The sequence below is a fragment of the Vibrio sp. SNU_ST1 genome, assembly GCF_030563405.1.
GTDB lineage: Bacteria > Pseudomonadota > Gammaproteobacteria > Enterobacterales > Vibrionaceae > Vibrio.
In genome coordinates, this window is sequence record NZ_CP130748.1 from 1,544,141 (window position 1) to 1,567,671 (window position 23,531).

The following is a 23,531-nucleotide window of genomic DNA, read 5'->3' on the forward strand; positions in this document are numbered from 1 at the left end:
AATAGCCTATTTTGGGTTACGCTGTCACTAGGATTAACTCTCGAGATTAGACATGAAATATCAGCAACTTGAAAACTTGGAATGTGGTTGGAAATGGAACTATCTGGTCAAAAAATGGAAAGAAGGCGAGTCGATCACCTGCCATATTGATTCAAGTGAAGCTGACGTTGCTGTACAAGCCTTATTGAAGCTTGAACACCAACCAACGGGCGTTCTTGAGTGGATATCTGACAACATGTCTCCTGAGCTCGATAACAAGCTTAAGCAAGCGATCCGAGCTAAGCGAAAGCGTCACTTTAATGCTGAACAAGTTCACACCAAGAAGAAATCAATCGACCTTGATTATCGTGTATGGGAAAAGCTATCCCAGCGTGCGAACGAGCTAGGTTGTACGCTATCAGATGCCATCGAGTATTTGGTGAGCGAAGCATCTCGTAGTGAACAGGCCAGCAAGACAGTAACCAATCTTAAAGAAGATTTAAGTAAGCTCCTTTCTGACGATAAATAATCATCAACAGTAGTGGTGACATTATGATGTATGTAATCTTAATTGGTGCAGCGTTGGTTTTTTGGTTAGTCGCGGTTGATAGGCCGGTATTGAAAATCAAATTTAACGATGGGGCGATCGAACAAGTTAACGGTCATCTTCCACCCAGCTTTAAGCACAACCTTCAAGAGATTGGCCACAACAACACTTTTAAAGGTGAATTAAAAGTGTACGCAAAGCGTTCTGGCTATAATCTCAAGTTCACAAAGGATGTACCTAAGAGCGTGCAACAACGTATTCGTAATGTATTCCCACACAACGGCTTCAAATCTAAAGGCTCAAAGAAGGCGTAATTGTCGAGAATTACGTCTTATCTTGTCAACCTTCATACTAAGTTAGTTCTTCGCTTGTCTTAACCATCGTCATACTGTTCTCAGTTCAAATAAAGGAGAACAGTATGAGATATCTAACCCTTTTGTTGTTTTTTTCATCCCCAGTCGTATTTCCCGACGATGCATTGGTTAATCCCGTAGCTAAAAAGATCAAAGCCACGGTCATGAAAGGCCTAAAAAAGAGCAATGTTGAAATCGATGGTTATTGTGACCTGATGATTGAAATGAAGCACTCCAAAGGTTATACAAAAATCAAGAGAGTGAGAACATCCGGCGATAGTAAAGCTTGTAGACAGGCGAAACAGCACTTACCAAAGAAACAGTTCAAATACAGTTTCCCAGAGAAATACATCCGACTTCATATCACAAACTGACCAAGGTAATGCACTATAACTAAATGGCATTAATATTATTGCTTAAAATGCCAATGAAACGAGTGAATTACGGTGATCTGAGTTAGATGTTGGTTTGTTGCACTGTCACTTGATATGAGAAATATGTCTAGTAGAGTGTTCATTCTATTTAACAGAAGGTGCCAAATGTACACGAATCTTGTTTAGCGACAGCGTGTTTAACGGGGATGCCGAGGTGTTGGCAAGTCATCAGTACCTTTAGTTTCCTATCGGCAGGAGCGTGTTCTGAGAGAATCACAGAGCTTATACACTCTTTATTCAGATACAGCTTGTTGCCAATAATCTCTTCATTGGGCAGTACCCAGCGATATTCTTTTTCGTAACGCCAGTTTGAATGTTTGATTCCAAGTACGCTCGCGGCTAATTTCGATGCTTTTAACTCAACTAGCGAAGGAGAACTAAGCATGCTTGGGTTGTCAGCATACTGAACTTCAAAGCAATTGAGATCTGCCTCACCGTGATAACAGTTAAGATCATACTCAATACACATACCTTTAAAGTTATCGCCATACTGAGACCAAAGTATTGGATGGTCATTCGATTGAGAGAAGCACATAACCTTGAAGTCGTTCTGAAGTTCTTTGTTGAACAGGTGATGAGATTCAAAAGGGTTATTAAAGGTCTTAGCGGAATCAAACCACAACGAACACTCGGATATCGACTGTATGTTTCTATCGTGAAGAGATCTGAACTTATAAAGTTTAGGTAACATATCAAACACCTAGTTTACAACATTGTCTGATGTTAACATTTTAATTCATAACTCATACCTGAATGCATAGCATTTGCTTGCTTAATCACCAAGTTAAAACATATAACCGCTTGATAGATCAAAATTTAAACACAAAATAGAAGCCTGTTTGAGTGATTTATCTTGTGCTAGAGCATTGGGTAAGCGCAGTGTTAGTTAGCCTTATTGAAAATAAGGTACAACGTAACTTTTGTTTTGACTAAATTCAGCATCGAGTGTTCGTAAGGAGAATTTAGTAAAGGGAGTTTTCTAGATCACGAATGCGGTGTTATGGGGTTTGGTTCATTCAATTGGTTTGGTGTGTAAAAAGTGAAATCAGATAGCTCCTTATCACTTGATAACTTAGATAAATATCAATCGATTAAGCTTCAAAGGGTTCTAAACTAATTACACATGAACATCGGTAGTGTTTTTCTAAGAGATTAATGCCAGAGGGACTGGCCTTCGAAGTGTGAAGGGTCATGAGGTAATTTACGTAAAGTGATTTCATCTTTTAAATATAACTTGGCGAAGTTCTTGCGTTTTGTTCCTGTTGCGGGTAGTTCTCCCAACACGTTTACAATCCTACTAACTTCTTGTGAATCAAAACTATAGCCTTGTTCAAGAAGCACTTCTAATACAGGGTAGAGCTTTTTATATACTCGACTCGCATCCGCTTTTGAATCTAAACGTGCTTTGATCTTCATTAGTATAGAATCTAATAATGGTGCCTTTAGAAACTGGCCAAGTACATTGGTTTCATGCACTATCACGTTCGCTATATAGCTATTGATTGCTAGCTTAATCGAAAAAATAACGTAGTACTCTCTAGTAAGCACTTGGCTTCTGAACATTACCATTGGGTAAATATTCTCCAAGATGGTGATGCAAACAAAACTCGCACCTATCAAGGTACGATACTTAGAATTAATCACGTCCACATTCGTGAACCTTAAGAACAGAGATACGATGACAATATAACTGATAAGCGATGAAATGAAGGATATGATTTGCTCACTAATGGTTGCGACCATCCCGTAAGCGTTAACGAAAGCCGACCCAATTGTTAATAGTGCAAATAAGATCATCGCTTGCTTTTGATAATTGGTTGTTTGCAAAGTAACGGCTCCGTTTTAATTTAGGCGCGGAGTATAGATTAAACTTGCGACCATTTTTATATCATTGATTTAAAATGGTTATTTTAACTACTCAATTAGTTATATTGATTGCTTTAATGGGTGGTAAGGCCGTGCATTTGGCGTTTCTCAGTCAAGCTCTGTACGACTTATGCTAATCGGATTTAATACAGGTCTTTGTCCGTTTGAATTTCTCTAGCATCGATAACAGGTTGATCAACTTCTGGTGTGTTTTGTTTTTTCATGGAATAGGGTGTCTTTATACAGCTTGTAAACAAGTGACGGCTTTACCAAGGTGAAGCACCTTCAAACCCGAAATAGCAGCCTGTTTGAGTGACTTATCTTATCTTGCAATAGCGCTGGTTTTTTTAATAAGTTGCAACGTAACTTTATATCGGTGGAGGGATAGGTCTATATTTGGAAGCAATGTAAAGGAAGTGAACCAATAATGATAAATCCGACCTCAAAGAGATCGGACTATTTGCAATGTTAGGCTAGTTGACCGCAATAAATTGGTCTAGCCATTGAAGGAACTTTAGAAATGGTATCTTGCACCAATGTATGCTGTTTTGGATGAAACATCGATGGACTCTATTTCAATATGTGCAGAGCGGTAACCGATATGAACGTCGATGTTATCGGTAATTATTGCGCCAAATTCTCCACCGATTTGGTAAGCGGCCTCAGATTCAGAAGCTGAGAGCCCAAAGGCTTTGACTTCCGTATCAATAGATCCAACGCCTGCTAACAGGGAGACATACAAATCCAAGACGTCGCCTTTAACGATGAATTTGGGTTTAACATTCATGAAGAAGGCTTGGCCTTCAATATCCATCATTTGAGCAAAGTTAACTTTACCAATTTTTCGGTACTCCGCTTCTAATCCCAGCTTTACTACATCGTGTGTATTGAACTCATAACCGCCAACTAAGTTATAACTCAAGTCAGCTAGATCAGAAGAATCTTCAATTTTGCTACCGCGGTATTCTAATTCGGTTTCATTGTAAAATCCGACATCTACACCTGCATAGAAATGACCAAGATCTTTAGCTGCTGTGTCATTTTCATTAGCAAGCGCGTATGAACTCATGCCAAAAGCGGTGAATAGTGATAGGGCAACCATACCGATTTTCATATTAAGCCTTTTATATAATAAGTTATTGATTCCTTGAATACCTTACCAAATGTAGAGCTTTTAAACTAACAATGGTTTTGTTTAACCATCTGATTTTATGAACTTATTATCGATATAAACATCAATACAGAAGCAACATGATTCGATTGCACCCATATTGCTTTATATTTACCAATCAACACATGTAAAAGGGATACAATGGTATCACTTTAGTTTTCTATTGGAGTCATTCTCATGCAAGACGAGCTTGGAACTTCCCTTAAGCGTCAAGCGATCAAAATCATTGTCGAGCTACACGATACAAAAGAGCCCGCGTTGATCACCGAGCATGGCAAACCTTCTACGTATCTCGTGGATGTTGACGAGCAAAATCGCTTGGCTATCCTGGAAGGGCTCCCACGTGGTGAGCCCGCCATTTTTGAAGGTAAGGTTCTGAGTCATGACGAAGCTAAGAACAAGATGTCAAAATGGCTGAAGTGATTTGGAGTAAGCCCGCATTAGTGGGCCTTAACGATATCGTGGAATACATTGCCCTTGAAATTTAGTCGCGGGCAAACAACTCGTTCAAAACGTCTTCGACAAAGTTGAACGCCTCGTCGACTTTCCTGAATCTGGACGCCTGCCTCCCGAGCTCGCGCACTCTATTATCGTGAAGTCGTGGTCAATCCTTGTCGTGTTTTTTACAAACAAGAAGGTGAGATGGTCTACATCTTGTTTGTTATGCGCACGGAGCGAGATTTACGCCGATTTTTGCTGAGCAAACAGTAAAGATGTTATGCCACCTCGCGATTGATTTCGTGGCTTACGATGCAAAAAGGCGAACTCATTGATTGAGTTCGCCTTTTTTTTAATTTGTGGTGAATGCATGTTTAGTAAATATGAAAAATAGGTAAAATATAACAAATACTTCACTTTAGAGTCATCATGTTAGACCAAATAGTAGGAGCCGCTGTTACGGGGGGGTTGAGCGCTTTAGCCCGTAAAATAATTAAGTCATCCGGCGGGGCTATAAGTAAAAAAATAGAACAAACTTTATCTGAAAGGAATTTAAAAACGTTCCGAGAAAGGTCTAAAAGGGTTGGGTATGTTAAAACAATATTAAACCCAGACTCAATAGAGCCTCTAGATAGAATCTTTTTCGAAAACGCGACTCTTTGTGACGGTGATAAAATTGAGACTTTTACTCAATTTAGTCGAAAACATGTATTAGTTGAAGGTGGGCCTGGGCAAGGAAAATCATTGCTCCTTAGGCGAGCTTGCATCAATGAAAGTGAAAGCAGCTCTTACATTCCTATATTTATAGAGTTCAGGAACCTCGCTTACTCTAAATCCCTCAAAATAGAAATTATTGAGGCAATTAATGAGTTAGGGGTTCCGATTGAAACTTCCGTTTTTGATTACATTGCTAAAAACGGAAGCGTAATCTTATTTTTGGATGGCTTTGACGAAATCCCCAACGATAAAAAAAATAAGGCAGCTCGAGACCTTGAAGCGTTAGCCAGAGCCTTCCCTGACTTGCGACTAGTTGTGAGCTCAAGACCAAATGCAGGAATGGGTGGGACTATTTATTTTTCAAAGGTGAAGTTGGACCCAATGACTATTCAGGTCCAAACTGAATTTATTGATCACCTTTACAAAAATTCTACAGAATCTGAGAATATAAAAAATCTTTTACTTAGCAGTCCGTTTTTATCTGAGGTTACAACTTCACCACTCCTGCTAACCTTGTTTTTCATAACTTACAACGCAAGGCAATTTAAACCTGACAGTCTTTCTGAATTCTACAGTCTTATTTTTCCAACTATGCTGTATAGGCACGACAGAATGAAAGTGGGATTTGAAAGGCATAGACGCTCGGGTCTCACTGACTATCAAATGCAAAAAGTATTCGATAGTTTGAGCTTCCTTTCATTACATGAGAACAATACTCGATTTTCAGCAGGGCAATTCCGTCAATACTTGGAGTCAGCATCAAAGTTAGAGAGGCTCGGCGATAATCTAGAAGATGATTTAATGTGCGACATATCGAGCATCACCGCTTTGATTGTTAGCGATGGATTCGACTATTACTCATACACACATAAGAGTATACAAGAGTATTTTTCTGCCGTTTTTATACAGCGGTTGAATGAAGAAAAAAAACAAAGCTTTTATAGTAAAGTGGTACTTGATATCAATGAATTTAGGAAATGGCAAAACGTACTTAACTTCCTAGGAACAATTGATGAGAGAAACCACACCAAATACTTCCTTATTCCTTACAAGAGAAGTGTGCTATCCCTAAATGATAAAAACAATATATCAATAAGTTTTGGTTCGCTATCACGTCTTATAGGTGTTAACACTAAGGTGCTCGTTAATGAAGAAGGAAACTTAGTCCAAACATTCTGGGAAGATACTCTCATTAACTCTTTGTACCCCGAATATGCCGAATATGCTCAAAGTAGTTTAAATGAGTTTATAAATTCAATTTCATTCGAGATAGCAGAGATGCTTTCTTATTGTGATGAAAGTGATTATGAAAAATTCCAAACTTTAGATAATTACTTTGTTGTACAGATTGAATTTCTAATTGGTTATTTGGAAAACAAAAAAGATTTATGTGATTTTCTCTCAGAGAAATTTGAACAAACACACTTCAAGCAGGACGTGCTTAGATTAGAGTCTGAACTTGCTCATTCGGATGATACGATGAATGAGATATTGCCATTTTAAATAAAGGCATGAGATGTAAATCCCGAATCTATCGGGCCTTTAGCTACTTAAACTTGTGTTTACTATTGGCGGCCACCACGAAACTGAAAATATCGTCGAGCTCTTGCTTGGATTCTCGAACCGGACGATGCATGTTTTTCGGGTATTGAGCGGGCTTAGCAAAGCGGTGGTTAAAATCGGCGATGAAGTAGGGAAGCCAGGCGTTGAGTTGCTCGATGGTGTTGATGCCTTGTAAGCCATCTCTTTAACCAGCCGGTCTTGTAACGTGAGATTGGCTCGCTCAACACGGCCTTTGGCTTGGGAGCTGTTGGCACAAATGAGTTCTATCGCCAGCTCTTTCAGCACGCGCCCGTATTGGGTTTGGCCAACTTGTTTGTGTTTCTCCTGATTCACTCGAAATATGGAATGTTTGTCGCTGTAAAATGCGATGGGTTTACCGTGCGCGTCGAGGTATTCACGCGTCGCCAACATGTAGTCAAACGCGGATTCCGTCTCGCTGAATCTTAGGTTCATCAAGCGGCCAGATTGTGCAGTTCAGTCAGTTTTTCCAGAGCGAACGTTGGTGAGAAGTCAGAGTAATGCTCACGGATAAGTTTCAGTATTTCAATTCTGAAATGTTCTGAGTAGCGTCGATTACTTGGGCGGCCACGCGCTGCGTGTGTAAGACTTTGCGCGCCAAGAGAGACAAGTTTGTTTACCAAACGTCGGATATGACGCGCAGACAGATTCAAAATGATAGCAGCGTCAACTTGGCGTAGTCGTTTTTCACGTACGTCAGTCAGAACCTTGAATCGATGAATATCTTTTTCACTCATAGTAATAAGCATCCGGATAACTCCTAAACAGACCAATATAGGTAAGCTTAGGAGGAGATTTTAAAATGGCTTAAACCGGACATTACTAAATTGCTCTAACAAGACAACTGCGCATTATGTCTCATTATGTTTAATAGTGCATATCTTATAAAATCAGTTCAACCTCTTGTATTTAGAGGTTTTATCATTGAAGTATCGCGAAATGAGTAAGAATTACATTTTTCGAGAGTTAGAGTGCCAAATGACTAAGGAAGAGGTCGCTGAACTGTGTTTCAAAACTGTGAGAACCGTCACGGGGTGGGATGAAGGCAAACCAATACCGCCAGAGTGTAAAAGGCTAATGCGTATGGCAAAAGGTCGGGAACTCAGCGTCAGTGATGAGTGGGAACAGTTCAAAATGTTATATGACAGTATGGAGCTGCCGACAGGCCAAGTCGTGAGGCCACAGCAAATATTAGCAGGAATAGCGCTTTTGGGGATTCAGTCAGAATTGGAAATCAAAACATCAACATATTTGTTGGGGCTCGCTAGGGCGATAGCCAATATCAAGAAGTAGAATAAAAAAAGTCTGGTTTTGTACGAGCTATGTAAAATAGACGTAAGCTAATCAATACGAAACAGCTCTTTATTGATAGAGTTACTTTGACTGCAAACATGATCCTTAATCGAGTTAGTCGGTCCTCCTTTAGCATATCAAGGAGTATAAGCCGGACCCATTGCGAGTGGGTTCGGCTTTTTTATAAGTGTATATGTCTCAGTAGCTTAAGGGGTGGGTTTAATCAGGTTAATCTTAAGCTCACTCTTTATTAAAGGAAACTTGCTCTGATTAATTGCTACACTAATTGCTTTGCGTAAATTGCTATTGGCAGCGCCGACTAAATCATCTTGGAAAAAACAAAGCAGTATTAGATTTAAGGAGTTAAGTACTGATATTTCGCGCGTCCTCCAACTACCAAAGTCACTCGGAGAAGCAACATTAAGGCCCTCTATCTGACCTGTTTTAGTCATTCTGAATAGCTTTGAAGAACCATGCACTGCTTTTGATAAAGTCGCGTATTCAGCTTTTAGTGTTTCAATACCATTGATCGTCGAATTCGTAGAGTTAAACTTTGGGTGCTTTGACAAGTAGTTTACCGTCTCAGTGAAACCTAACTTGTGTTTCCCTTCTGTCCACAACTCCAATTCAACTGGGTGCTGAATGTAATAAAGTCCAAATACTGTATTCTCTATACAGCTTCTAAGAGACATCAAGGCAACTCGCCAAGAACCTTGTCTAGCTAGGGAGTGAGACATTAGCGCGTCATTTTGGGCTTCAATGAAAAATGATAATGATTCCTCACAAGTCACTTTTTCCAAAATCTCGCTCATCCAAGCTTGATAGGAAACCAAACGGCGATAACTTAGCTTAAACTGATCTTTATCCGAATTGTTATTTTGAATAACATTGTCGATATTAACTTGTACTTCATTGAAAAAAACTTCGAAGTTAACATCGATCTCTTTGATAAATGAGTCCATATCTAAGTCAACAATATGCTAAGAGCATCAGCTAGCTCTGAAGAAGAATTCGATACTTTTTTAGTTTTCTTCCCAGATAATTGTTCGCGAGCCTCTTTATTCTTAGAAAGGTAGTTTAATAGTTTCCCAATAATATCTCTGGTTGCATCACGATTACGAATTTCTAAAGGAATATTATATTCCTCGATTAACGCAAGCCACTGAGATTTCTGTACATTATTCAACCCAACGAGCATGCTTAAAGCGCGAGGAATATCATTCTGCTCAACTGTCGGCTCAATATAAGATACGCTCCCGAAATTGTTTATGTCTAATTGGTCTAGTTCTACATTTGGTCCGTTCTTAAGGACCTTAGCCATAAGTGTTAATTGTTTTGCAAAATCGTGACTCTTCATACTAACCTTCTATGCGTTCTAGGAGTTCTTCACACACAGCTAAAAACTCTTCTTTTGCCGCACTATCATTTAATGAGAAAATCGGCTTATTAGATTGTGCTGCCATACTAACAGATGTTCTTTCTTTTATGACACTATCGAGAATTGCGTCTCCAAATTGTGCTCTCAAAGTAGCATCTGTTTCTTCTCTATGTATCGCGGGACGACCAACTCGTGAAATAACAACGCCTGCTTGCTTTAAACTATGGTCGAGATCTTGGCCAAACTCTTCAACACGTTTAACTAATAGACTAACACCAATAGCAGACAGGAAATCCAATGTCACAGGAACAACATAGTGAGTACTGAATGCTAGTGCATTTTGAGTAGGAATTGTAAGGTTAGGAGGACAGTCACAGATCACAATGTCATAGTTTTCAAGTACGTCTTTTAACGCGTTTTTCAATTTCGTTTCACGAAAGCGTGCAGAAGCTAGGTCTAAATCTACGGTAAAAAGGTCTATGTGTGAAGGTATTAAATCTACATTCTTGAAGACGTTCTTTACTATCACTTGTTCCGCGGTTTTACTTTGGCCTTGAGCACTAGTGTGTCTTTTAGCTCCTAGCAAATCAGCAACAGTGCCTTGGACTTTAACTTCATCATTCCACTTCTTAACACCAATCGTAGAAAACGTAGCATTGGTTTGAGGATCTAAATCAACTAGTAAGGTTTTTTTACCTTGAATACCGCAATAGGCGGCAAAATTTACAGCTAAGGCTGTTTTGCCTACACCACCTTTTAGATTGATACACGATACGACCTTTGTCATATAAGCTCCACTTTATAATATTAACCAACTGATTTTGTGCGGGTTAGCTTATCATAAATTTAACTTCTCATATGAAACATAGTTAAATCGTAAGTAATAAAAATATGATCAAAGGCATTGTTAACAGAGTTAAAATTACATCAGGTGTTGATAGTTTGTCGAATTTACCCCCGTGATACAACACGGGGGTTGGCTGCCCACAGCGTCGCGCTCGCTGTTCAGCTCTCACGACTCACGCGAAGCTGTGAGCAGAATGGAAAAAGTTGTTAGTCAGATGGGTTGCAGTAGCAAAAAGCCCCACTGATGTTGTGAGGCTCTGCAAGGGTTATCTTGGCAATGTGAAGGGCGGTGATGTGGTTTCATCAAGTCAGCTACGCTTCGCTGCTTTTCGGGCATTTGGGGAAGTCATACCCAAGAACTGTATCGAGTGCCCTTATCCCTGCGGGGCGAGTATGTCATTTTTTGACATACTGCCGTTCACGTATGTCATTCATCACATGCTGAAGATATCAACAGACCTTTGAACATTCTCAACCCGAGCATTCATCACACTGTCATCCTGCGATTCATCAACAACACTACTCGATGTAGGCGGACACGTTAAAAACCGTGATACCGACTCAGAGCGAACCCGTATCAAGCAATCGTCAATCAGTTCGAAGTTATAACCGTATCTATCCAAAACAGCGGAGCGAATATAAAAAGTATCAGAGCCTTTATCTATTCTAAAAACGAAATCAAACGATTCATTAAATCCCTTTTGATAAACCGTCCTTAAAACCGAAGTCAGATAAACAGACGTTGAACCGTTGAACTCCGGAAAGACATCATAAAACGGGTTTACAGCATCAGGAATAACTTCACCAGAACCTTGAGGATTAACATTGCTAGAATCCACCCGAACAGAATTTTCCCCATCTTTGATAAGAACATTTTCAGATACTGGAGTGAGAGCCGAATTAGGTAGAGTAGGCGAGTTGGTAGAGGCAGCTGGCGTACTAACCGTTTGAACTTCACCCACATCAGAATCAGATAATACATAAGATAAATCCCATAGAAATTTCACAATGGCCGCAAAGCCAATAATGATCGCAAGAATGAATTTTGGTGACTTTAAAACCGAGATATCAGATTTGGTAGAGTTAAAGCCTCCGGTTCCTGTGGACTGATAAAGCGCGAACACATCAATAGGAATTTTCTTGTTGGTACTACTGGCCATGTCAGCTTTAGTTGAAGGAGCTGTCTTAGTTGATTTCGGAGGATGGTTAAAGATTCTAGGTTTGCGACTCCTAAAAAATGTATCGGTCGAGCGATGAGAATAAGCCTCTCCGGCACAGCCTTTTAACCAAGTTGGAATTGCCGTGTAATCCGGTGTGAGCATGACAATATCCCATTGATATTTACGATGTCGCATAAACGCACCATAAAAGTCGAACGGGTAGAGTAGTCTATTATTTTCGTCTAATTGTGTTCGTTCGCAATCATCAACGTCACCCACTTCAAACGAATCAGGGTCTACAGGAAGCCAACGAGAATAAAACAGCTCAGAAAAGTCTTTAGGTAGCAAGTCAACAAACTCGGAAAAAGGCTTTTGTAAAAACTTCTCACGCTTAAATCCTGCCTCTGGACAATACAAGTCCTGACACTCATCAATAACAACAAACGCGCCCAGGGGCATCCAGTTAAACCAGTTTTGCCAAAGCATCACCCCCTCAGAAGATCGTGTGAAGATCCTAATCAATCGCGCGGATTCTGGAAACTTCTCACCAAGCAATTCTTCGATAGACTCTTTGGGCTTCAAGCCCTCGATGTTGGTTACAACAATGCGACCCTCACGTAAAGCGGGAAGAATTTCGAACCATGTAACATAAGCAGTTTTATAAGCCCCGTTGGAGCCATGACGGAACGTTACAGCCATATCACCACCCCATGATTCTAAGAACGAAAGCCGTTGCGAATGCATCAACAATAATTCGAACGGAATCAACTATCCCGAACTGATAACAAGCAAAGCGCAAATCAGAGGGAAGCTTATTAAATGCCATGTTCAAGACCGTATAGACTTCATATTCAGACAGCAGTAATGAAGCTACGCTATAAGCCATTTCTAGCATTTGAATTTTTAAATAGATGTAGAGCTTAATAAACCAAAACCATGCATAAGTGAATACCTCAAAAATTAAGTCCGGTATGGTCGCAAAGAAGTCGTATATATTACCAAAGACCAAAACAATATAATTTAGAGCATCATAAAAATAATCCATTATTTACACCTTAGAGCGACCAGAAGAAAGCAAAATAAAACCCGCTAATAAAGTGGCGATAAATAAGATAACCGTTCGAATCATCTCAGTATTAGCAGAGCCAAGAGAGTTAAAAAGATTAAAATTAACGTCAACGTCCCACCGAGAAAGTGTAAAACTAGTTGAGTCATACGAGCCATTAGTAAAGTGCATACTTCCTAATTTTAAAGGGGAATCTTTGAGCATCGACTCAAGTTTTTTCTGTTCAACCTCAACCTCTTTTTTTAAATCACCTATCTTTCGAGTAAATAGCGTCCCAGAGCCAAAGCCGTCACCTTTATCATGCGTAGGAGCTTCAAAAGAGCCACCTTTACCAAAAACCTCATGGAGAACGTCTTTTATTTTATCCTTATTAAAATCACCATTAGAATTGGAATTACTATCTAATGCACATCGTGCTAAATAAGCCTGTTTAGCCATAAAACATTCGTAATCATTACCAGAACAATTAAAAGTATTATTACCACAACCATTAGCGCCGGCATTACTATTAGAGCCGTCAGCTATATCTTCTAAATAATTCTCTACAGCGGTTAATGACTTAGTAACATCACCCATTTTTGAGCCCAAATTTGAACCACTTTTAACAATCTCGTTTTTTATTTCATCTAATTTATCACCGTTACGAATGACACTATTATTTACATTGCCAGTTTCATTATTCCCACGCGCAACAACACTGCTTAAACTATTAAATCCATTACCCAACATTGAACCAAGAGCATTTAAATTACCATTAACAGATGAAAAACCGTTCCGAGTTTCTAAAAGTGATTTTCCAGCAATATCACTAAGGTCATTGGTACTGGTTGTCATATCCTTAATAGCTTTTTCCATATTGGAATCAATAGCAATTAATTTATCTAATCTATTGGCAATCTGTGAAAATTCACTACCACCTATGCCACCATTACCACCGCCGCCACCGGAACCACCACCGGAACCGCCACCGGAACCGCCACCGGAACCACCACCGGAACCACCACCGGAACCACCACCAGAGCCGCCACCGGAACCGCCACCAGAACCGCCACCAGAACCACCACCAGAACCACCACCAGAGCCGCCACCATTACCACCACCGTCGCCACCATTACCACCAGAGCCGCCACCATTACCACCGCCGTCGCCACCATTACCACCGCCGTCGCCACCATTACCACCGCCGTCGCCACCATTACCACCGCCGTCGCCACCATTACCACCGCCGTCGCCACCATTACCACCGCCGTCGCCACCATTACCACCGCCACCGCCACCACCTTCACCAACACCTTCAGAACCATCACAAGAAGTACCTGTGTATTTAAAACTACCTTCTGGAGGGTTTGAGGAATTAGAAAAAAATGTGACATTAGCTCGACAACCATTGCGGCATATTGCCAGAACGTTTCGAGTACCAACGGGGAAACGAACAGTGCCATACCTAACACCTTTTTTTGATGCGCAAACACTTTCACATTTTCCTGTAACGTTATTAGGAACTAGAGGGGATTGACAAGTAGGTTGTTTTTTAGGGCTGCCGATAACAAGCCAAGCACTTTTTCGTCCATTCCTAGCATCAACTCGACATTGGGATTTTACGTACAAGAAACGATTTGTTTTAACAAAGTCATAGGGATTAAAAACAGCACCGACAGAAAGGCTAGAAATATCAACCCTAAATTTAGACGCTGTAGATGAGCTTATTTGACTTATTACGCATTCAGTGGAATTAGCCAAAGCATTAAAAGAAAAAGAAAGTAATAAAAAGGAAATAATAAAAAGTATTCTTTTCATAAAAACACCGAAATATAAATAAAAAAGGGAGCCGAAGCCCCCTAATTAATTAACCCGCTATGACTCCGGTATATACCCCGTATAAAAACGAGGCGCACATTAAAGAGCCAAGAACAACGGAGGTAATCATTACTTACGAAGCCAAGAAACAACCATACCAAGACCAAAGCCTAGAGCTGCAATACCAATTACACCTGTGGTAGTAAGGTTGACCATAGATTTACCAGTATTAACAGCGGCAGTAATGGCCGTTTCATTTGCACTAACATCAGCGAACGCAGAGCTAGAAGTAAGAGCAACAGAAGCAAATAGAATTTTATTGCTAGCGATTTGACGTAGATTTTTCAACATAATAATTTTCCTAAATGGATTAACGAAAGTGTTTTAATACACGCCCAAGAACATGACCACCAACAAAAGTAATCAAGCTTTGAGCGATAACGAACTCATACAAAGATTTGTCGAATTCGAGTAATGACCAATCAAATTGACCATCAACCAAGTGCGTTAACTGTTCTTTAGAGACCAATACATACTCACAAACACCACCAGATGATTGCTGCAAAATCCCATCAATAACAGTCACGCAAATAGACATAGAACCTAGACCTAATTACTTAGCTTTCATAGAGTTTTCGAAGTGCTTTTTGATTTGCTCATCAACAGGGGTAAGCTGATTTACCAGAATATCAAGCGGGTCATTTGGGTTAGCACCAAAGCTCAGTTCGTATTCACGGTTAGCAACAAATGCGCGTGATTGGATCAGTTGACGCGCATACTCAACATCGATTTTCAATGCTTGTTTGTTGTAAGGAATATCAGTAGAGAAACCGATACCCGTTTGCTGAAACTTCTCGTTGTCGACTTCTTCTACAGCACGTAGGACAGACAGCTCCGCGAACTCCATGTTTGATTTAGGGAAACGCTTGATAGCAATACCAGTTATTGTAGGCATATTCTTGACTCCAAAATTTCGATTTTCTGTTTAGTGTATTCGTCAGGAATGCCCAACGAGGTTTCAAAGTTTGCACGTCTATGATGCGTAGGAATGAGCATGCCGAAGGCTTCACCCAAATCACCTTCAGTCATAGCAACAACTTCAGATAGAGCTTTACCACATTGACGACGAACCCAAGCGATACGAGCGAAGAACTCAAGACCTGCTTTTTTCTTGTTGAGTTCAAGCTTCATTGGTTCAGCAGGGTCGATACTGGCCGAGAAATCACAGAGACCAGCAAAGGCCGAAGCAGGCGAGGCGAGTAGTGATAAATCACACTTCTTCAATTCCACTTCGTTGCGGTACCAAATCACTTCAGGGTCAGCGATGTTTTGCTCAAACTTCTTGTTGTACACACGCCAATAAACCGCAGAGGTACGAGAGCCAACAAGAACGGCTTCCTCTGATAGTTCACCGGATTGTGAAACGCGCTTATGAGGAACCATTGTGGGACCACGACCACGAGGAGCAGTACGAAATGCTCCCTCATAAAAACATTTCTCAGCATACTTACAGTCAAAGATTCCGGTGTAGTCATCCACGCAAAGGTCTAAACGGGCGAGGCGAGTGATACCCAAAAGTGACAACCACCAATGCACCTTTTTGTGTGTGGTGAAGTCGAACAACTTAGCGCAACCAGTACCATTGATTTGCACGTAGACCGTATCGTTGTTACCGCCAACACCAACCAAACCACACTCAACCGTTCCCGTTGAATCATAAATCACCATTGAATCTTCATAGCCATGTAAGCCACGGCCACGCATAGGAGATATGCGGAAGTTAAAGACTTTAGACATGAACTCATCAAACCTATCGGCTAAAACCTTGCGGCATTTGTTACGGTGTGACTCAATTGACTTATCAATGGCTTCTGGTGAGTTAAGGCGACCGTTAACGCTTCGCTTTTTAAACTCAGGAAACTGCATATTGATAAAGTCTTGTTCGTTCGAGTTGTCCAAGTGTCTAAGTGAGCCGTACGAAAACGAAAAGGCTAGGTGATCAACTTGTACCGGACGAATCTCGTCATGGAACTTATGTGGTTTTTTAGATGGCATGGAACACACCCTTAACCAAAAGCTCTTGGTAGTTATCATCCGTGATTTCGACAATCTGAAATGACACCATGCCGTAGTGAGCTTCCATGAACTGAAAGAAGTCACGCGGAGTCTTGAAGAAGTTATGACCCCAAGGAAAATAGGCGTTGATGCCGTGATTGGGTTCGTTGTCGAAGTAGATAGAATCCATGATTAACGTTCCAAGCCGTAGAACGCGCAGAACTGTTCAAGCTCTTGGTCGTTATCAAACGTAAAAGTGAAAGAGTCTTCAGAGTTATAAAGCGGATTCTCATAACTGACAGTGTGAAAAAGTTCTTCGCCAATTGTGCGTTGGCCAAACTCAAGTTCGCTAACAAGGAACTCAAAGCAGATTTCTAGTGGTGAGTTATGGAGAGACACGGACGCGTGTGTAAAATCTGGGTAGTTAGAGAAGCTAACGTGTTCAGATTTCAAAACGGAGCCGTATTGAATAGATTCAATTTGGAACATAGAAGCCACCATAGTTAATCAACCAAAGCAGGTTGAGTTGCGATATGTGGCAATCGTAGTTGCGACCAATGGCAATTACAAGATGCGATTTATGGCAACTTTGCAGCTACAATGAACAAAATGGAGGTGCCAAATGTACTCATCAGAATTAATTAATGCCTACAAAAAGGCGAAAAATTACGTACAAGACAAGCAAGTTGCACACGACTTGAACCTTGATCCACCGAAGATAAGTAAAATTAGAAAAGGTGTTCGCCAACTTACTGACTCAGAAGCAGTTTTCTTGGCTGAGAACTCAGGTATTGATCCGGAGATAGCGTTGCTTGGTTGTCACGCTGACCGCAACGAAAATCCAGAGATTAAACAGATGTGGGAACACATTGCAAAAAAGTACAACGGGCTAGGATTAAAAGCGATTTCAATGACTTGCGCGGGATTAGCACTGATGGCAGCCACCCCAAATAAAGCACTAGCCAACTGCGTATTATGTATATTATGTTAAATTAAGTTTGGTGTTTATAAGGCCGGTATCTTTGTGTGATGCCCTGCCTCTTGTATGACTACCAAACTGACGTTCTATTTAACAGTAAGTCTATTTACCATAAAATACCTAATAAACATATTTCCTAATCTTCGATTAAGAATACGTTTATTAGACTTCAAGCATTAACCTATCAATTGCTTCAATGATCTCTTTGGTTCTTACAGGTTTGGTAATGAAATCATCCATACCGACATCTAAACAAGAAAATTTATCTTCTACTGATGTGTGTGCCGTTAGCGCGACGATTGGTGTTTTGATGTTTGCGTCTCTCATGTATTTGGTTGTGGTTATTCCGTCCATAACTGGCATCGACACATCCATCAAGATAATGTCTATCGGATCATTACCTCTTTCTACAAAGCCAATAGCTTCTTCACCGTTGCTTGCGATGAAAACTTCGTGGCCTTGCCGCGCAAGGATCAATTGAATCACCATCTGATTCGTTGGGTTGTCTTCAACAACTAACACTGAATAACGGGTTCTTGGAACTTGCGAGTATTTATCTTCTGCAGCATGATCTTGATTGTTCGTAACTCTTGTTAGAACTGGTAACCGCACTTCAAATTTCGAGCCTTTTCCTGGCTCACTCTTGACCGATATACGCCCGCGCATCAGTTCTACTAGTCGTTTTGTTATTGCTAAACCTAAGCCGGTGCCACCAAATCTACGTGTGATTGTGCTATCGGCTTGCACGAATGGACTGAATAATGATGAAAGTTGCTGTGAGCTGATGCCAATTCCGGTGTCTTCTACGGTAATACGGAATGAGCTGTGCTTGTATGTAATAGAAACATGTACATGCCCGCGTTCAGTGAATTTAATTGCGTTACCAATGAGATTAAAAAGGATCTGCGCTAAGCGACTTGGGTCGATGTAATGTAGTTCACCTTCTGGAATGTCGCTAGTTAGGGTTAACGACAACCCTTTATCGTCTGCTATCTTCTTTTGTTCAGATAAAACAAAAGTTACAGTGTCTCTTGCATTGCTCCATTGAGGTGCCAACGAGAAGCATCCAGATTCAATCTTTGAAAAGTCCAACACATCACTGATGATTGCCAATAGGAGTTCAGATGATGTACTCATATTTAACAATATAGACTGTTGTTCATCATTCAGCGGTGTGGACTTTAGCGTGTCGATTAAGCCTATGGTGGCGTTTAGCGGCGTTCTTAACTCATGACTCATCATTGCTAAGAATTCAGATTTGGCTTTGTTGGCTCTTTCTGCGTCTTTTCTTGCTGCTACGAGTTCTGCTGTACGTTCTCGGACTGTCGCTTCAAGTTTTTCTTTGTTTTCAATATCGAAAACAGCACGCTCAATCAGCGGTCGAAATCGGTTTAGAGTGGCTTTGGTTTCAATACTAAAGTGTTTGGTATTGGAATGGATAAAGATGATAACGGATTGTGTTAGCCCGCTATCAATACCAGTAATCAGTACAGAGTTAATTTGGTCTAGGATAATGGGATGCAAAGTGCTGAATTCACCCAGAGATTTGGGTTCAAAAAGAATGGCACATTCTCCATTAATGACTCGCGATAGCTTGCCACAATCTATCCAATTCATTTGTTCGAATACTCTGTTATTGGTTAACAGAGTTTTGAAACTGCCTTCATTCCCTACTCTTGATACCACAATAAAATCATCAAACTTAATGTATTTTTTGAGTGCGAATTCGAGACTAGAAAATATTTCAGATATGTTACTCGCCTTACTGATCGCAGAGATAGTTGATAGGATCACCCTATTCTCTTCAGCTAATTTACGTTCACGGACCTTTAGTTTTTGGAGTTCAATACGAGCTTCTTGCAGCGCTTCTTGGTCTTCAGTATCCATTACTTTTTCAGCCTATAAAACGTTGCAGACGATACCATCAAATTTCCGTGCGCATTCTCACCACCAGAGAGTCTGCCTTGCTCACCAAACGTAAATGGACATATGTATGGAAGCCCACCAAGTGCGTGATTGATTTGGTCACAAACCTCATCCATATCTTGTTTTAGGTGCAGCATTGGTCCTGCACAGAATATGTTGATCGCCCCTAATTTTTCTTCAAGATCCATATCATTATAGTAAGACGAATGAATGATGTTAGCGGCACGACTTATAAGTTGTTGCTTAGAGCCTTGCATCAGATAGATGGTGTCACCTTCATTTATATCAGTGAACAACTCGATACCGTTACACTCAGTTTCTCTGATCGAATGCGATAACTTGAAATATGGGTAGTCGTAAGAAGAACCGACCTTTCGACCTAATGGATAAACTGTCGACTTTTCAAAAATATACCCATCATCACTGCCACCTAAATGAAAATTAGTCCATTCATTATAAACGGTGGTCGCAGGCCTATGGTCGATCTCTAACAATATTCGATTTCTTACTTTGGTGACTGTGCCAGAATACTGAGTGGGTGTATGACCGGCGCTAAAAGATGAATAGATGGATTGTGACGCAAAAAACACCGTTAAAGAGACGCCATTAATAGCAAGAGCTTCTTCGGTAAAGATGCTCCAATTTCCAGACACTTGATTGTCTGCTGCGCTTCCACCAATAATCGGTACCTCTGTACCAAATTTGTTATCGATGGCCGCCATCACCTTCTCTTCATTACCAGGGGTGGAATGGAGCAAGATAAGATCGGGTATCTCTCCTTCTCGGTTGGCGTTCTTTAATGCTTTATCGATGGCGCTGAATGTACTACAGTCTATGGAATCGCCAAAGTGACAGATGCCGGTACCGTAGGCATTGATCCCGGAATCATAGATGATGAGTATCCCTATCACGGGGCCTGAATGGAACCCTGTTTCGGTCATAATACCGTGACAAGTGGTGCAGCCATGTATTGGTGTATTCGGGAGCGCATCTACGAAATATCTCTGCACTGCGAGTGTGGAGTACTCTTCTGTGCAGTAGCAGATAAGACAGGCAATATCGTCAGGGTTTGCCACCCCACTGAGCAGCTCATCTACTGCGATTTTATCGTCTAGGGAATAAGAGACTTTTGATAGAAATTTCATAGATCTCGGAAGATTTTATTAATGCTCTCTTTATAACACTTTTATACAATCTATTTCACTGACTTAGTACATATTTCTATCAAAAGAATTGAGGCGAGACTAACTTGTTGCTGTGTTATTCCTTAGAAAGGTTTACAGAAAGTGTGGCTATCTGTTGTGGAAATGTAACCGTTATTGAGGAGTTTTGAGCGTTCGTTCGTAACAGCCAAATTGATGCCCCTTTTTCTTCTAGAGTTCCGCTCTCAATATAGTTAATGATAAATTTACCAGTTTTAGATGTTTCGATCGAATACCCTAGGTTATCACCCGAAATTAAAACATTATGTTTATCAATAGTAATTTGGCAAGGTTTAGAAATTATACAGTTCACTGTTTCGTCATTGTCGTATGTCACTGTTCTCCAAGTAAATGCAGCTATTAAAATAACCAACATGACGATAATTTGAACAAGCCTGCCTTTTGTTAGCTTTTGTGCCGCCATTATAATCTTTACTCCTTGTTACAAAGTTCAAAGTTTTTAAATAAAAATACAATTCCAGACCAAGCGTAAGGTTACTACTCTGTCATTGATTTGTTAATTCAAGTATAGTGTCGCGTTGAAAATGCCACTTTTTTTTAAAATCAGCAAGTGGAAATAAAGCTCTGAATAGGCTGAATTTCCTTTTCTAATTTGGGTGGCATTACGACGTGAGTCGTGTTGGAAGTAAAGTGTAGTAAATAAGAAATTGGAAGCATGCAAATGAGCCAAGAAAAGCAGCTTGAACAAAACTACAACTATACGGTCGTCCGTCAATTTACCCTCGTTACAATTTTGTGGGGTATTGTCGGTATGGGCGTTGGTGTTTTGATTGCCGCTCAATTAGTTTGGCCACAGCTAAACTTTGATACGCCGTGGCTGACGTACAGTCGTTTACGTCCCCTGCATACTAATGCGGTTATTTTTGCGTTCGGTACAAGTGCGCTGTTTGCAACATCATATTATGTTGTGCAACGTACCTGTCAGACGCGTCTCTTTGGTGGCCCTCTCGTAGCCTTTACCTTTTGGGGTTGGCAAGCGATTATCCTGTCCGCTGCAATTACTTTACCGTTAGGTTTAACCTCTGGTAAAGAATACGCAGAACTTGAATGGCCAATCGATATTGCTATTACTCTTGTGTGGGTAGCTTATGCGGTCGTGTTCTTCGGAACCATGATTAAGCGTAAGACATCGCACATTTATGTAGCTAACTGGTTCTTCGGAGCCTTCATCATCACGGTTGCCGTGTTGCACATCGTTAACAGCCTAGCTGTTCCTGTATCTGCGTTTAAATCGTACTCGATTTATTCCGGAGCGATCGATGCAATGGTGCAATGGTGGTACGGACACAATGCGGTAGGCTTCCTATTGACAGCTGGTTTCCTAGGTATGATGTATTACTTCGTTCCTAAACAAGCTGGTCGCCCTGTTTACTCTTACCGTTTGTCGATTGTTCACTTCTGGGCTCTTGTGTCTCTGTATATTTGGGCTGGTCCTCACCACCTACACTACACTGCACTTCCAGACTGGACTCAGTCTCTAGGTATGGTTATGTCTTTGGTTCTGTTTGCTCCATCTTGGGGTGGCATGATCAACGGTATTATGACTCTATCTGGCGCGTGGCATAAGCTACGCTACGACCCTATCCTACGTTTCCTAATCGTTTCTCTATCATTCTACGGCATGTCGACTTTCGAAGGCCCTATGATGGCAATCAAAACGGTTAACGCACTATCTCACTACACGGACTGGACTATCGGTCACGTTCACTCTGGTGCGTTAGGTTGGGTTGCGATGGTTTCTATCGGTTCGGTTTACCACTTAGTTCCTAAACTATTTGGTCAAGAGCGTATGTACTCTGTATCTCTAATCAATGTTCACTTCTGGTTAGCAACGATTGGTACGGTTTTCTACATTGTTGCAATGTGGATCTCTGGTGTGATGCAAGGTCTGATGTGGCGTGCAGTTAACTCTGACGGTACATTAACTTACAGCTTCGTTGAATCTGTAGAAGCATCTTACCCGTTCTACTTTGTACGTTTCTTAGGGGGCTTCATCTTCCTATCTGGTATGTTCTTAATGGCATACAACACGTACAAAACTGTTTCTGCACCTAAAGATAGCCTTAAAGCTATCCCTCAACCGGCTTAAGGAGATTTAGAATGAGCTCAAATTCAAATAATCGCCATGAGTTGGTAGAGAAGAACGTTGGCCTACTGGCGATCTTGATCGTTATTGCTATCAGTTTTGGTGCTTTAGTAGAAATTACCCCTCTTATTTTCCAAAAGCAGACGACTGAACCTGTAGAAAATCTACGCGTTTACTCTGCTCTGGAAATGGAAGGTCGTGATATTTATATCCGCGAAGGTTGTAACGTATGTCACAGCCAAATGATTCGCCCTTTCCGCTCTGAAACTGAACGTTACGGTCACTACTCTGTAGCTGGCGAAAGCGTTTGGGAACACCCATTCCTATGGGGTTCTAAGCGTACTGGTCCAGATCTAGCGCGTGTTGGTGATCGTTACTCTGATGAGTGGCACCGTGTTCACCTTATCGACCCTCGTGAACTTGTTCCTGAATCAAACATGCCTGGCTTCCCATGGCTTGCTGAGAATGTACTTGATGGCAAATTGACTCAACAGAAGCTTGAACTCTTCCGTAATCAATTTGGTGTTCCTTACACAGACGAACAAATTGCTAACGCTAAACAAGATGTTGAAGGAAAAACAGAGATGGATGCAATCATCGCTTACCTTCAATCGCTTGGCCACGCAATGAAATAAG

Annotated in this window: 27 protein-coding genes and 2 pseudogenes; 10 read left to right on the forward strand and 19 right to left on the reverse strand. The window is 40.8% G+C overall.

All coding sequences use genetic code 11. The annotated features are described in order from the left end of the window. The first annotated feature begins 52 nt into the window (after nucleotides 1-52). From matP to Q5H80_RS06590, 3 genes are all read left to right on the forward strand, one after another. Nucleotides 53-508, forward strand: a complete 456-nt coding sequence (gene matP / locus Q5H80_RS06580; RefSeq protein WP_009846670.1) for a macrodomain Ter protein MatP — start codon at nucleotides 53-55, stop codon at nucleotides 506-508. Between the two features lie 23 nt (nucleotides 509-531). Beyond that, nucleotides 532-840 (forward strand): DUF3634 family protein, encoded by a 309-nt coding sequence (locus Q5H80_RS06585; protein ID WP_304569303.1) that lies wholly within the window; start codon nucleotides 532-534, stop codon nucleotides 838-840. Nucleotides 841-944: 104 nt separating this feature from the next. Continuing rightward, complete coding sequence (locus Q5H80_RS06590; protein ID WP_304569304.1) at nucleotides 945-1,253, forward strand: hypothetical protein; 309 nt, start codon at nucleotides 945-947, stop codon at nucleotides 1,251-1,253. Nucleotides 1,254-1,401: 148 nt separating this feature from the next. Here the strand turns inward: Q5H80_RS06590 and Q5H80_RS06595 are convergent, their stop codons facing one another. From Q5H80_RS06595 to Q5H80_RS06605, 3 genes are all read right to left on the reverse strand, one after another. Then, nucleotides 1,402-2,004, reverse strand: coding sequence for a DUF2971 domain-containing protein (locus tag Q5H80_RS06595; RefSeq protein ID WP_304569305.1), 603 nt, complete (start codon nucleotides 2,002-2,004; stop codon nucleotides 1,402-1,404). Between the two features lie 461 nt (nucleotides 2,005-2,465). Continuing rightward, nucleotides 2,466-3,140 (reverse strand): hypothetical protein, encoded by a 675-nt coding sequence (locus Q5H80_RS06600; RefSeq protein ID WP_304569306.1) that lies wholly within the window; start codon nucleotides 3,138-3,140, stop codon nucleotides 2,466-2,468. 553 nt (nucleotides 3,141-3,693) lie between these two features. Continuing rightward, nucleotides 3,694-4,293, reverse strand: coding sequence for an outer membrane beta-barrel protein (locus Q5H80_RS06605; protein ID WP_304569307.1), 600 nt, complete (start codon nucleotides 4,291-4,293; stop codon nucleotides 3,694-3,696). A 234-nt stretch (nucleotides 4,294-4,527) separates the two neighbouring features. On the opposite strand from Q5H80_RS06605, the gene Q5H80_RS06610 reads away from it, so the two are divergent. The 3 genes and pseudogenes from Q5H80_RS06610 (at nucleotide 4,528) to Q5H80_RS06620 (ending at nucleotide 7,008) form a co-directional block, all read left to right on the forward strand. Further along, nucleotides 4,528-4,773, forward strand: a complete 246-nt coding sequence (locus Q5H80_RS06610) for a prevent-host-death family protein (protein WP_304569308.1) — start codon at nucleotides 4,528-4,530, stop codon at nucleotides 4,771-4,773. After that, a pseudogene (locus tag Q5H80_RS06615) lies at nucleotides 4,761-5,061 on the forward strand (type II toxin-antitoxin system RelE/ParE family toxin). Before Q5H80_RS06610 ends, Q5H80_RS06615 begins: the two are co-directional and overlap by 13 nt. A gap of 156 nt (nucleotides 5,062-5,217) precedes the next feature. Continuing rightward, nucleotides 5,218-7,008, forward strand: coding sequence for an NACHT domain-containing NTPase (locus tag Q5H80_RS06620; RefSeq protein ID WP_304569309.1), 1,791 nt, complete (start codon nucleotides 5,218-5,220; stop codon nucleotides 7,006-7,008). 79 nt (nucleotides 7,009-7,087) lie between these two features. On the opposite strand, the pseudogene Q5H80_RS06625 reads toward Q5H80_RS06620, so the two are convergent. Then, nucleotides 7,088-7,823, reverse strand: a pseudogene (locus Q5H80_RS06625) (helix-turn-helix domain-containing protein); the annotation flags it as partial. Nucleotides 7,824-8,010: 187 nt separating this feature from the next. Between Q5H80_RS06625 and Q5H80_RS06630 the strand changes: the two are divergent. Further along, nucleotides 8,011-8,379 carry a regulator gene (locus Q5H80_RS06630; RefSeq protein WP_304569310.1) on the forward strand — a complete coding sequence of 123 codons (369 nt, stop codon included), beginning with the start codon at nucleotides 8,011-8,013 and terminating at the stop codon, nucleotides 8,377-8,379. Between the two features lie 206 nt (nucleotides 8,380-8,585). Here Q5H80_RS06630 and Q5H80_RS06635 read toward each other — a convergent pair whose 3' ends face one another. The 12 genes from Q5H80_RS06635 to Q5H80_RS06690 all read right to left on the reverse strand — a co-directional run bounded on the left by Q5H80_RS06635 (nucleotide 8,586) and on the right by Q5H80_RS06690 (nucleotide 17,170). Further along, nucleotides 8,586-9,341 carry a hypothetical protein gene (locus tag Q5H80_RS06635; RefSeq protein WP_304569311.1) on the reverse strand — a complete coding sequence of 252 codons (756 nt, stop codon included), beginning with the start codon at nucleotides 9,339-9,341 and terminating at the stop codon, nucleotides 8,586-8,588. A 2-nt stretch (nucleotides 9,342-9,343) separates the two neighbouring features. Then, nucleotides 9,344-9,736 (reverse strand): hypothetical protein, encoded by a 393-nt coding sequence (locus Q5H80_RS06640; protein WP_304569312.1) that lies wholly within the window; start codon nucleotides 9,734-9,736, stop codon nucleotides 9,344-9,346. A 1-nt stretch (nucleotide 9,737) separates the two neighbouring features. Next, the gene (locus tag Q5H80_RS06645; protein WP_304569313.1) at nucleotides 9,738-10,544 is read right to left on the reverse strand and encodes a ParA family protein; all 807 of its coding nucleotides are present in this window, start codon (nucleotides 10,542-10,544) and stop codon (nucleotides 9,738-9,740) included. Nucleotides 10,545-11,037: 493 nt separating this feature from the next. Further along, nucleotides 11,038-12,462, reverse strand: a complete 1,425-nt coding sequence (locus tag Q5H80_RS06650; RefSeq protein WP_304569314.1) for a zonular occludens toxin domain-containing protein — start codon at nucleotides 12,460-12,462, stop codon at nucleotides 11,038-11,040. Nucleotide 12,463: 1 nt separating this feature from the next. After that, the gene (locus Q5H80_RS06655) at nucleotides 12,464-12,808 is read right to left on the reverse strand and encodes a hypothetical protein (RefSeq protein ID WP_304569315.1); all 345 of its coding nucleotides are present in this window, start codon (nucleotides 12,806-12,808) and stop codon (nucleotides 12,464-12,466) included. A gap of 3 nt (nucleotides 12,809-12,811) precedes the next feature. Continuing rightward, a complete protein-coding gene (locus Q5H80_RS06660; RefSeq protein WP_304569316.1) occupies nucleotides 12,812-14,626 on the reverse strand; it encodes a hypothetical protein in 1,815 nt (604 codons plus the stop codon). A 129-nt stretch (nucleotides 14,627-14,755) separates the two neighbouring features. Further along, on the reverse strand, nucleotides 14,756-14,977 hold the full coding sequence (locus Q5H80_RS06665; RefSeq protein ID WP_304569317.1) for a hypothetical protein: 222 nt from the start codon (nucleotides 14,975-14,977) through the stop codon (nucleotides 14,756-14,758). A gap of 19 nt (nucleotides 14,978-14,996) precedes the next feature. Further along, nucleotides 14,997-15,224, reverse strand: a complete 228-nt coding sequence (locus Q5H80_RS06670; RefSeq protein ID WP_304569318.1) for a transcriptional regulator — start codon at nucleotides 15,222-15,224, stop codon at nucleotides 14,997-14,999. 15 nt (nucleotides 15,225-15,239) lie between these two features. After that, a complete protein-coding gene (locus tag Q5H80_RS06675; RefSeq protein ID WP_304569319.1) occupies nucleotides 15,240-15,581 on the reverse strand; it encodes a DUF1293 family protein in 342 nt (113 codons plus the stop codon). Then, on the reverse strand, nucleotides 15,569-16,681 hold the full coding sequence (locus Q5H80_RS06680) for a replication initiation factor domain-containing protein (RefSeq protein WP_304569320.1): 1,113 nt from the start codon (nucleotides 16,679-16,681) through the stop codon (nucleotides 15,569-15,571). The genes Q5H80_RS06675 and Q5H80_RS06680 overlap by 13 nt, the downstream gene beginning before the upstream one ends. After that, nucleotides 16,671-16,871 carry a hypothetical protein gene (locus tag Q5H80_RS06685; RefSeq protein ID WP_017103178.1) on the reverse strand — a complete coding sequence of 67 codons (201 nt, stop codon included), beginning with the start codon at nucleotides 16,869-16,871 and terminating at the stop codon, nucleotides 16,671-16,673. Before Q5H80_RS06685 ends, Q5H80_RS06680 begins: the two co-directional genes overlap by 11 nt. Nucleotides 16,872-16,873: 2 nt before the next feature. Continuing rightward, nucleotides 16,874-17,170 carry a hypothetical protein gene (locus Q5H80_RS06690; protein WP_304569321.1) on the reverse strand — a complete coding sequence of 99 codons (297 nt, stop codon included), beginning with the start codon at nucleotides 17,168-17,170 and terminating at the stop codon, nucleotides 16,874-16,876. A 133-nt stretch (nucleotides 17,171-17,303) separates the two neighbouring features. On the opposite strand from Q5H80_RS06690, the gene Q5H80_RS06695 reads away from it, so the two are divergent. Beyond that, entirely contained in the window at nucleotides 17,304-17,672 is a 369-nt protein-coding gene (locus tag Q5H80_RS06695; protein WP_086969840.1) for a DUF3693 domain-containing protein, read from the forward strand. Nucleotides 17,673-17,822: 150 nt separating this feature from the next. Here Q5H80_RS06695 and Q5H80_RS06700 read toward each other — a convergent pair whose 3' ends face one another. The 3 genes from Q5H80_RS06700 to Q5H80_RS06710 all read right to left on the reverse strand — a co-directional run bounded on the left by Q5H80_RS06700 (nucleotide 17,823) and on the right by Q5H80_RS06710 (nucleotide 21,212). Continuing rightward, nucleotides 17,823-19,547 carry an ATP-binding protein gene (locus tag Q5H80_RS06700; protein WP_304569322.1) on the reverse strand — a complete coding sequence of 575 codons (1,725 nt, stop codon included), beginning with the start codon at nucleotides 19,545-19,547 and terminating at the stop codon, nucleotides 17,823-17,825. After that, nucleotides 19,547-20,731, reverse strand: a complete 1,185-nt coding sequence (locus Q5H80_RS06705; RefSeq protein ID WP_304569323.1) for an FIST signal transduction protein — start codon at nucleotides 20,729-20,731, stop codon at nucleotides 19,547-19,549. The genes Q5H80_RS06700 and Q5H80_RS06705 overlap by 1 nt, the downstream gene beginning before the upstream one ends. 115 nt (nucleotides 20,732-20,846) lie before the next feature. Further along, on the reverse strand, nucleotides 20,847-21,212 hold the full coding sequence (locus Q5H80_RS06710; RefSeq protein ID WP_304569324.1) for a hypothetical protein: 366 nt from the start codon (nucleotides 21,210-21,212) through the stop codon (nucleotides 20,847-20,849). 252 nt (nucleotides 21,213-21,464) lie between these two features. Between Q5H80_RS06710 and ccoN the strand changes: the two genes are divergently transcribed. Both ccoN and ccoO read left to right on the forward strand, forming a co-directional pair. After that, nucleotides 21,465-22,898, forward strand: a complete 1,434-nt coding sequence (ccoN, locus tag Q5H80_RS06715; protein ID WP_009846707.1) for a cytochrome-c oxidase, cbb3-type subunit I — start codon at nucleotides 21,465-21,467, stop codon at nucleotides 22,896-22,898. A gap of 11 nt (nucleotides 22,899-22,909) precedes the next feature. Then, entirely contained in the window at nucleotides 22,910-23,530 is a 621-nt protein-coding gene (gene ccoO, locus Q5H80_RS06720) for a cytochrome-c oxidase, cbb3-type subunit II (RefSeq protein ID WP_004742292.1), read from the forward strand. Nucleotide 23,531 lies beyond the last annotated feature (1 nt).

Coding starts and splice junctions, on each gene's coding strand:
- Q5H80_RS06685 (WP_017103178.1), bottom strand. CDS start 16,871: ATGGATTCTATCTACTTCGACAACGAACCCAATCACGGCATCAACGCC.
- ccoN (WP_009846707.1), top strand. CDS start 21,465: ATGCAAATGAGCCAAGAAAAGCAGCTTGAACAAAACTACAACTATACG.
- Q5H80_RS06690 (WP_304569321.1), bottom strand. CDS start 17,170: ATGTTCCAAATTGAATCTATTCAATACGGCTCCGTTTTGAAATCTGAA.
- Q5H80_RS06610 (WP_304569308.1), top strand. CDS start 4,528: ATGCAAGACGAGCTTGGAACTTCCCTTAAGCGTCAAGCGATCAAAATC.
- Q5H80_RS06620 (WP_304569309.1), top strand. CDS start 5,218: ATGTTAGACCAAATAGTAGGAGCCGCTGTTACGGGGGGGTTGAGCGCT.
- Q5H80_RS06655 (WP_304569315.1), bottom strand. CDS start 12,808: ATGGATTATTTTTATGATGCTCTAAATTATATTGTTTTGGTCTTTGGT.
- Q5H80_RS06585 (WP_304569303.1), top strand. CDS start 532: ATGATGTATGTAATCTTAATTGGTGCAGCGTTGGTTTTTTGGTTAGTC.
- Q5H80_RS06695 (WP_086969840.1), top strand. CDS start 17,304: ATGTACTCATCAGAATTAATTAATGCCTACAAAAAGGCGAAAAATTAC.
- Q5H80_RS06660 (WP_304569316.1), bottom strand. CDS start 14,626: ATGAAAAGAATACTTTTTATTATTTCCTTTTTATTACTTTCTTTTTCT.
- matP (WP_009846670.1), top strand. CDS start 53: ATGAAATATCAGCAACTTGAAAACTTGGAATGTGGTTGGAAATGGAAC.
- Q5H80_RS06665 (WP_304569317.1), bottom strand. CDS start 14,977: ATGTTGAAAAATCTACGTCAAATCGCTAGCAATAAAATTCTATTTGCT.
- Q5H80_RS06670 (WP_304569318.1), bottom strand. CDS start 15,224: ATGTCTATTTGCGTGACTGTTATTGATGGGATTTTGCAGCAATCATCT.
- Q5H80_RS06645 (WP_304569313.1), bottom strand. CDS start 10,544: ATGACAAAGGTCGTATCGTGTATCAATCTAAAAGGTGGTGTAGGCAAA.
- ccoO (WP_004742292.1), top strand. CDS start 22,910: ATGAGCTCAAATTCAAATAATCGCCATGAGTTGGTAGAGAAGAACGTT.
- Q5H80_RS06680 (WP_304569320.1), bottom strand. CDS start 16,681: ATGCCATCTAAAAAACCACATAAGTTCCATGACGAGATTCGTCCGGTA.
- Q5H80_RS06640 (WP_304569312.1), bottom strand. CDS start 9,736: ATGAAGAGTCACGATTTTGCAAAACAATTAACACTTATGGCTAAGGTC.
- Q5H80_RS06605 (WP_304569307.1), bottom strand. CDS start 4,293: ATGAAAATCGGTATGGTTGCCCTATCACTATTCACCGCTTTTGGCATG.
- Q5H80_RS06650 (WP_304569314.1), bottom strand. CDS start 12,462: ATGGCTGTAACGTTCCGTCATGGCTCCAACGGGGCTTATAAAACTGCT.
- Q5H80_RS06595 (WP_304569305.1), bottom strand. CDS start 2,004: ATGTTACCTAAACTTTATAAGTTCAGATCTCTTCACGATAGAAACATA.
- Q5H80_RS06675 (WP_304569319.1), bottom strand. CDS start 15,581: ATGCCTACAATAACTGGTATTGCTATCAAGCGTTTCCCTAAATCAAAC.
- Q5H80_RS06635 (WP_304569311.1), bottom strand. CDS start 9,341: ATGGACTCATTTATCAAAGAGATCGATGTTAACTTCGAAGTTTTTTTC.
- Q5H80_RS06590 (WP_304569304.1), top strand. CDS start 945: ATGAGATATCTAACCCTTTTGTTGTTTTTTTCATCCCCAGTCGTATTT.
- Q5H80_RS06700 (WP_304569322.1), bottom strand. CDS start 19,547: ATGGATACTGAAGACCAAGAAGCGCTGCAAGAAGCTCGTATTGAACTC.
- Q5H80_RS06705 (WP_304569323.1), bottom strand. CDS start 20,731: ATGAAATTTCTATCAAAAGTCTCTTATTCCCTAGACGATAAAATCGCA.
- Q5H80_RS06710 (WP_304569324.1), bottom strand. CDS start 21,212: ATGGCGGCACAAAAGCTAACAAAAGGCAGGCTTGTTCAAATTATCGTC.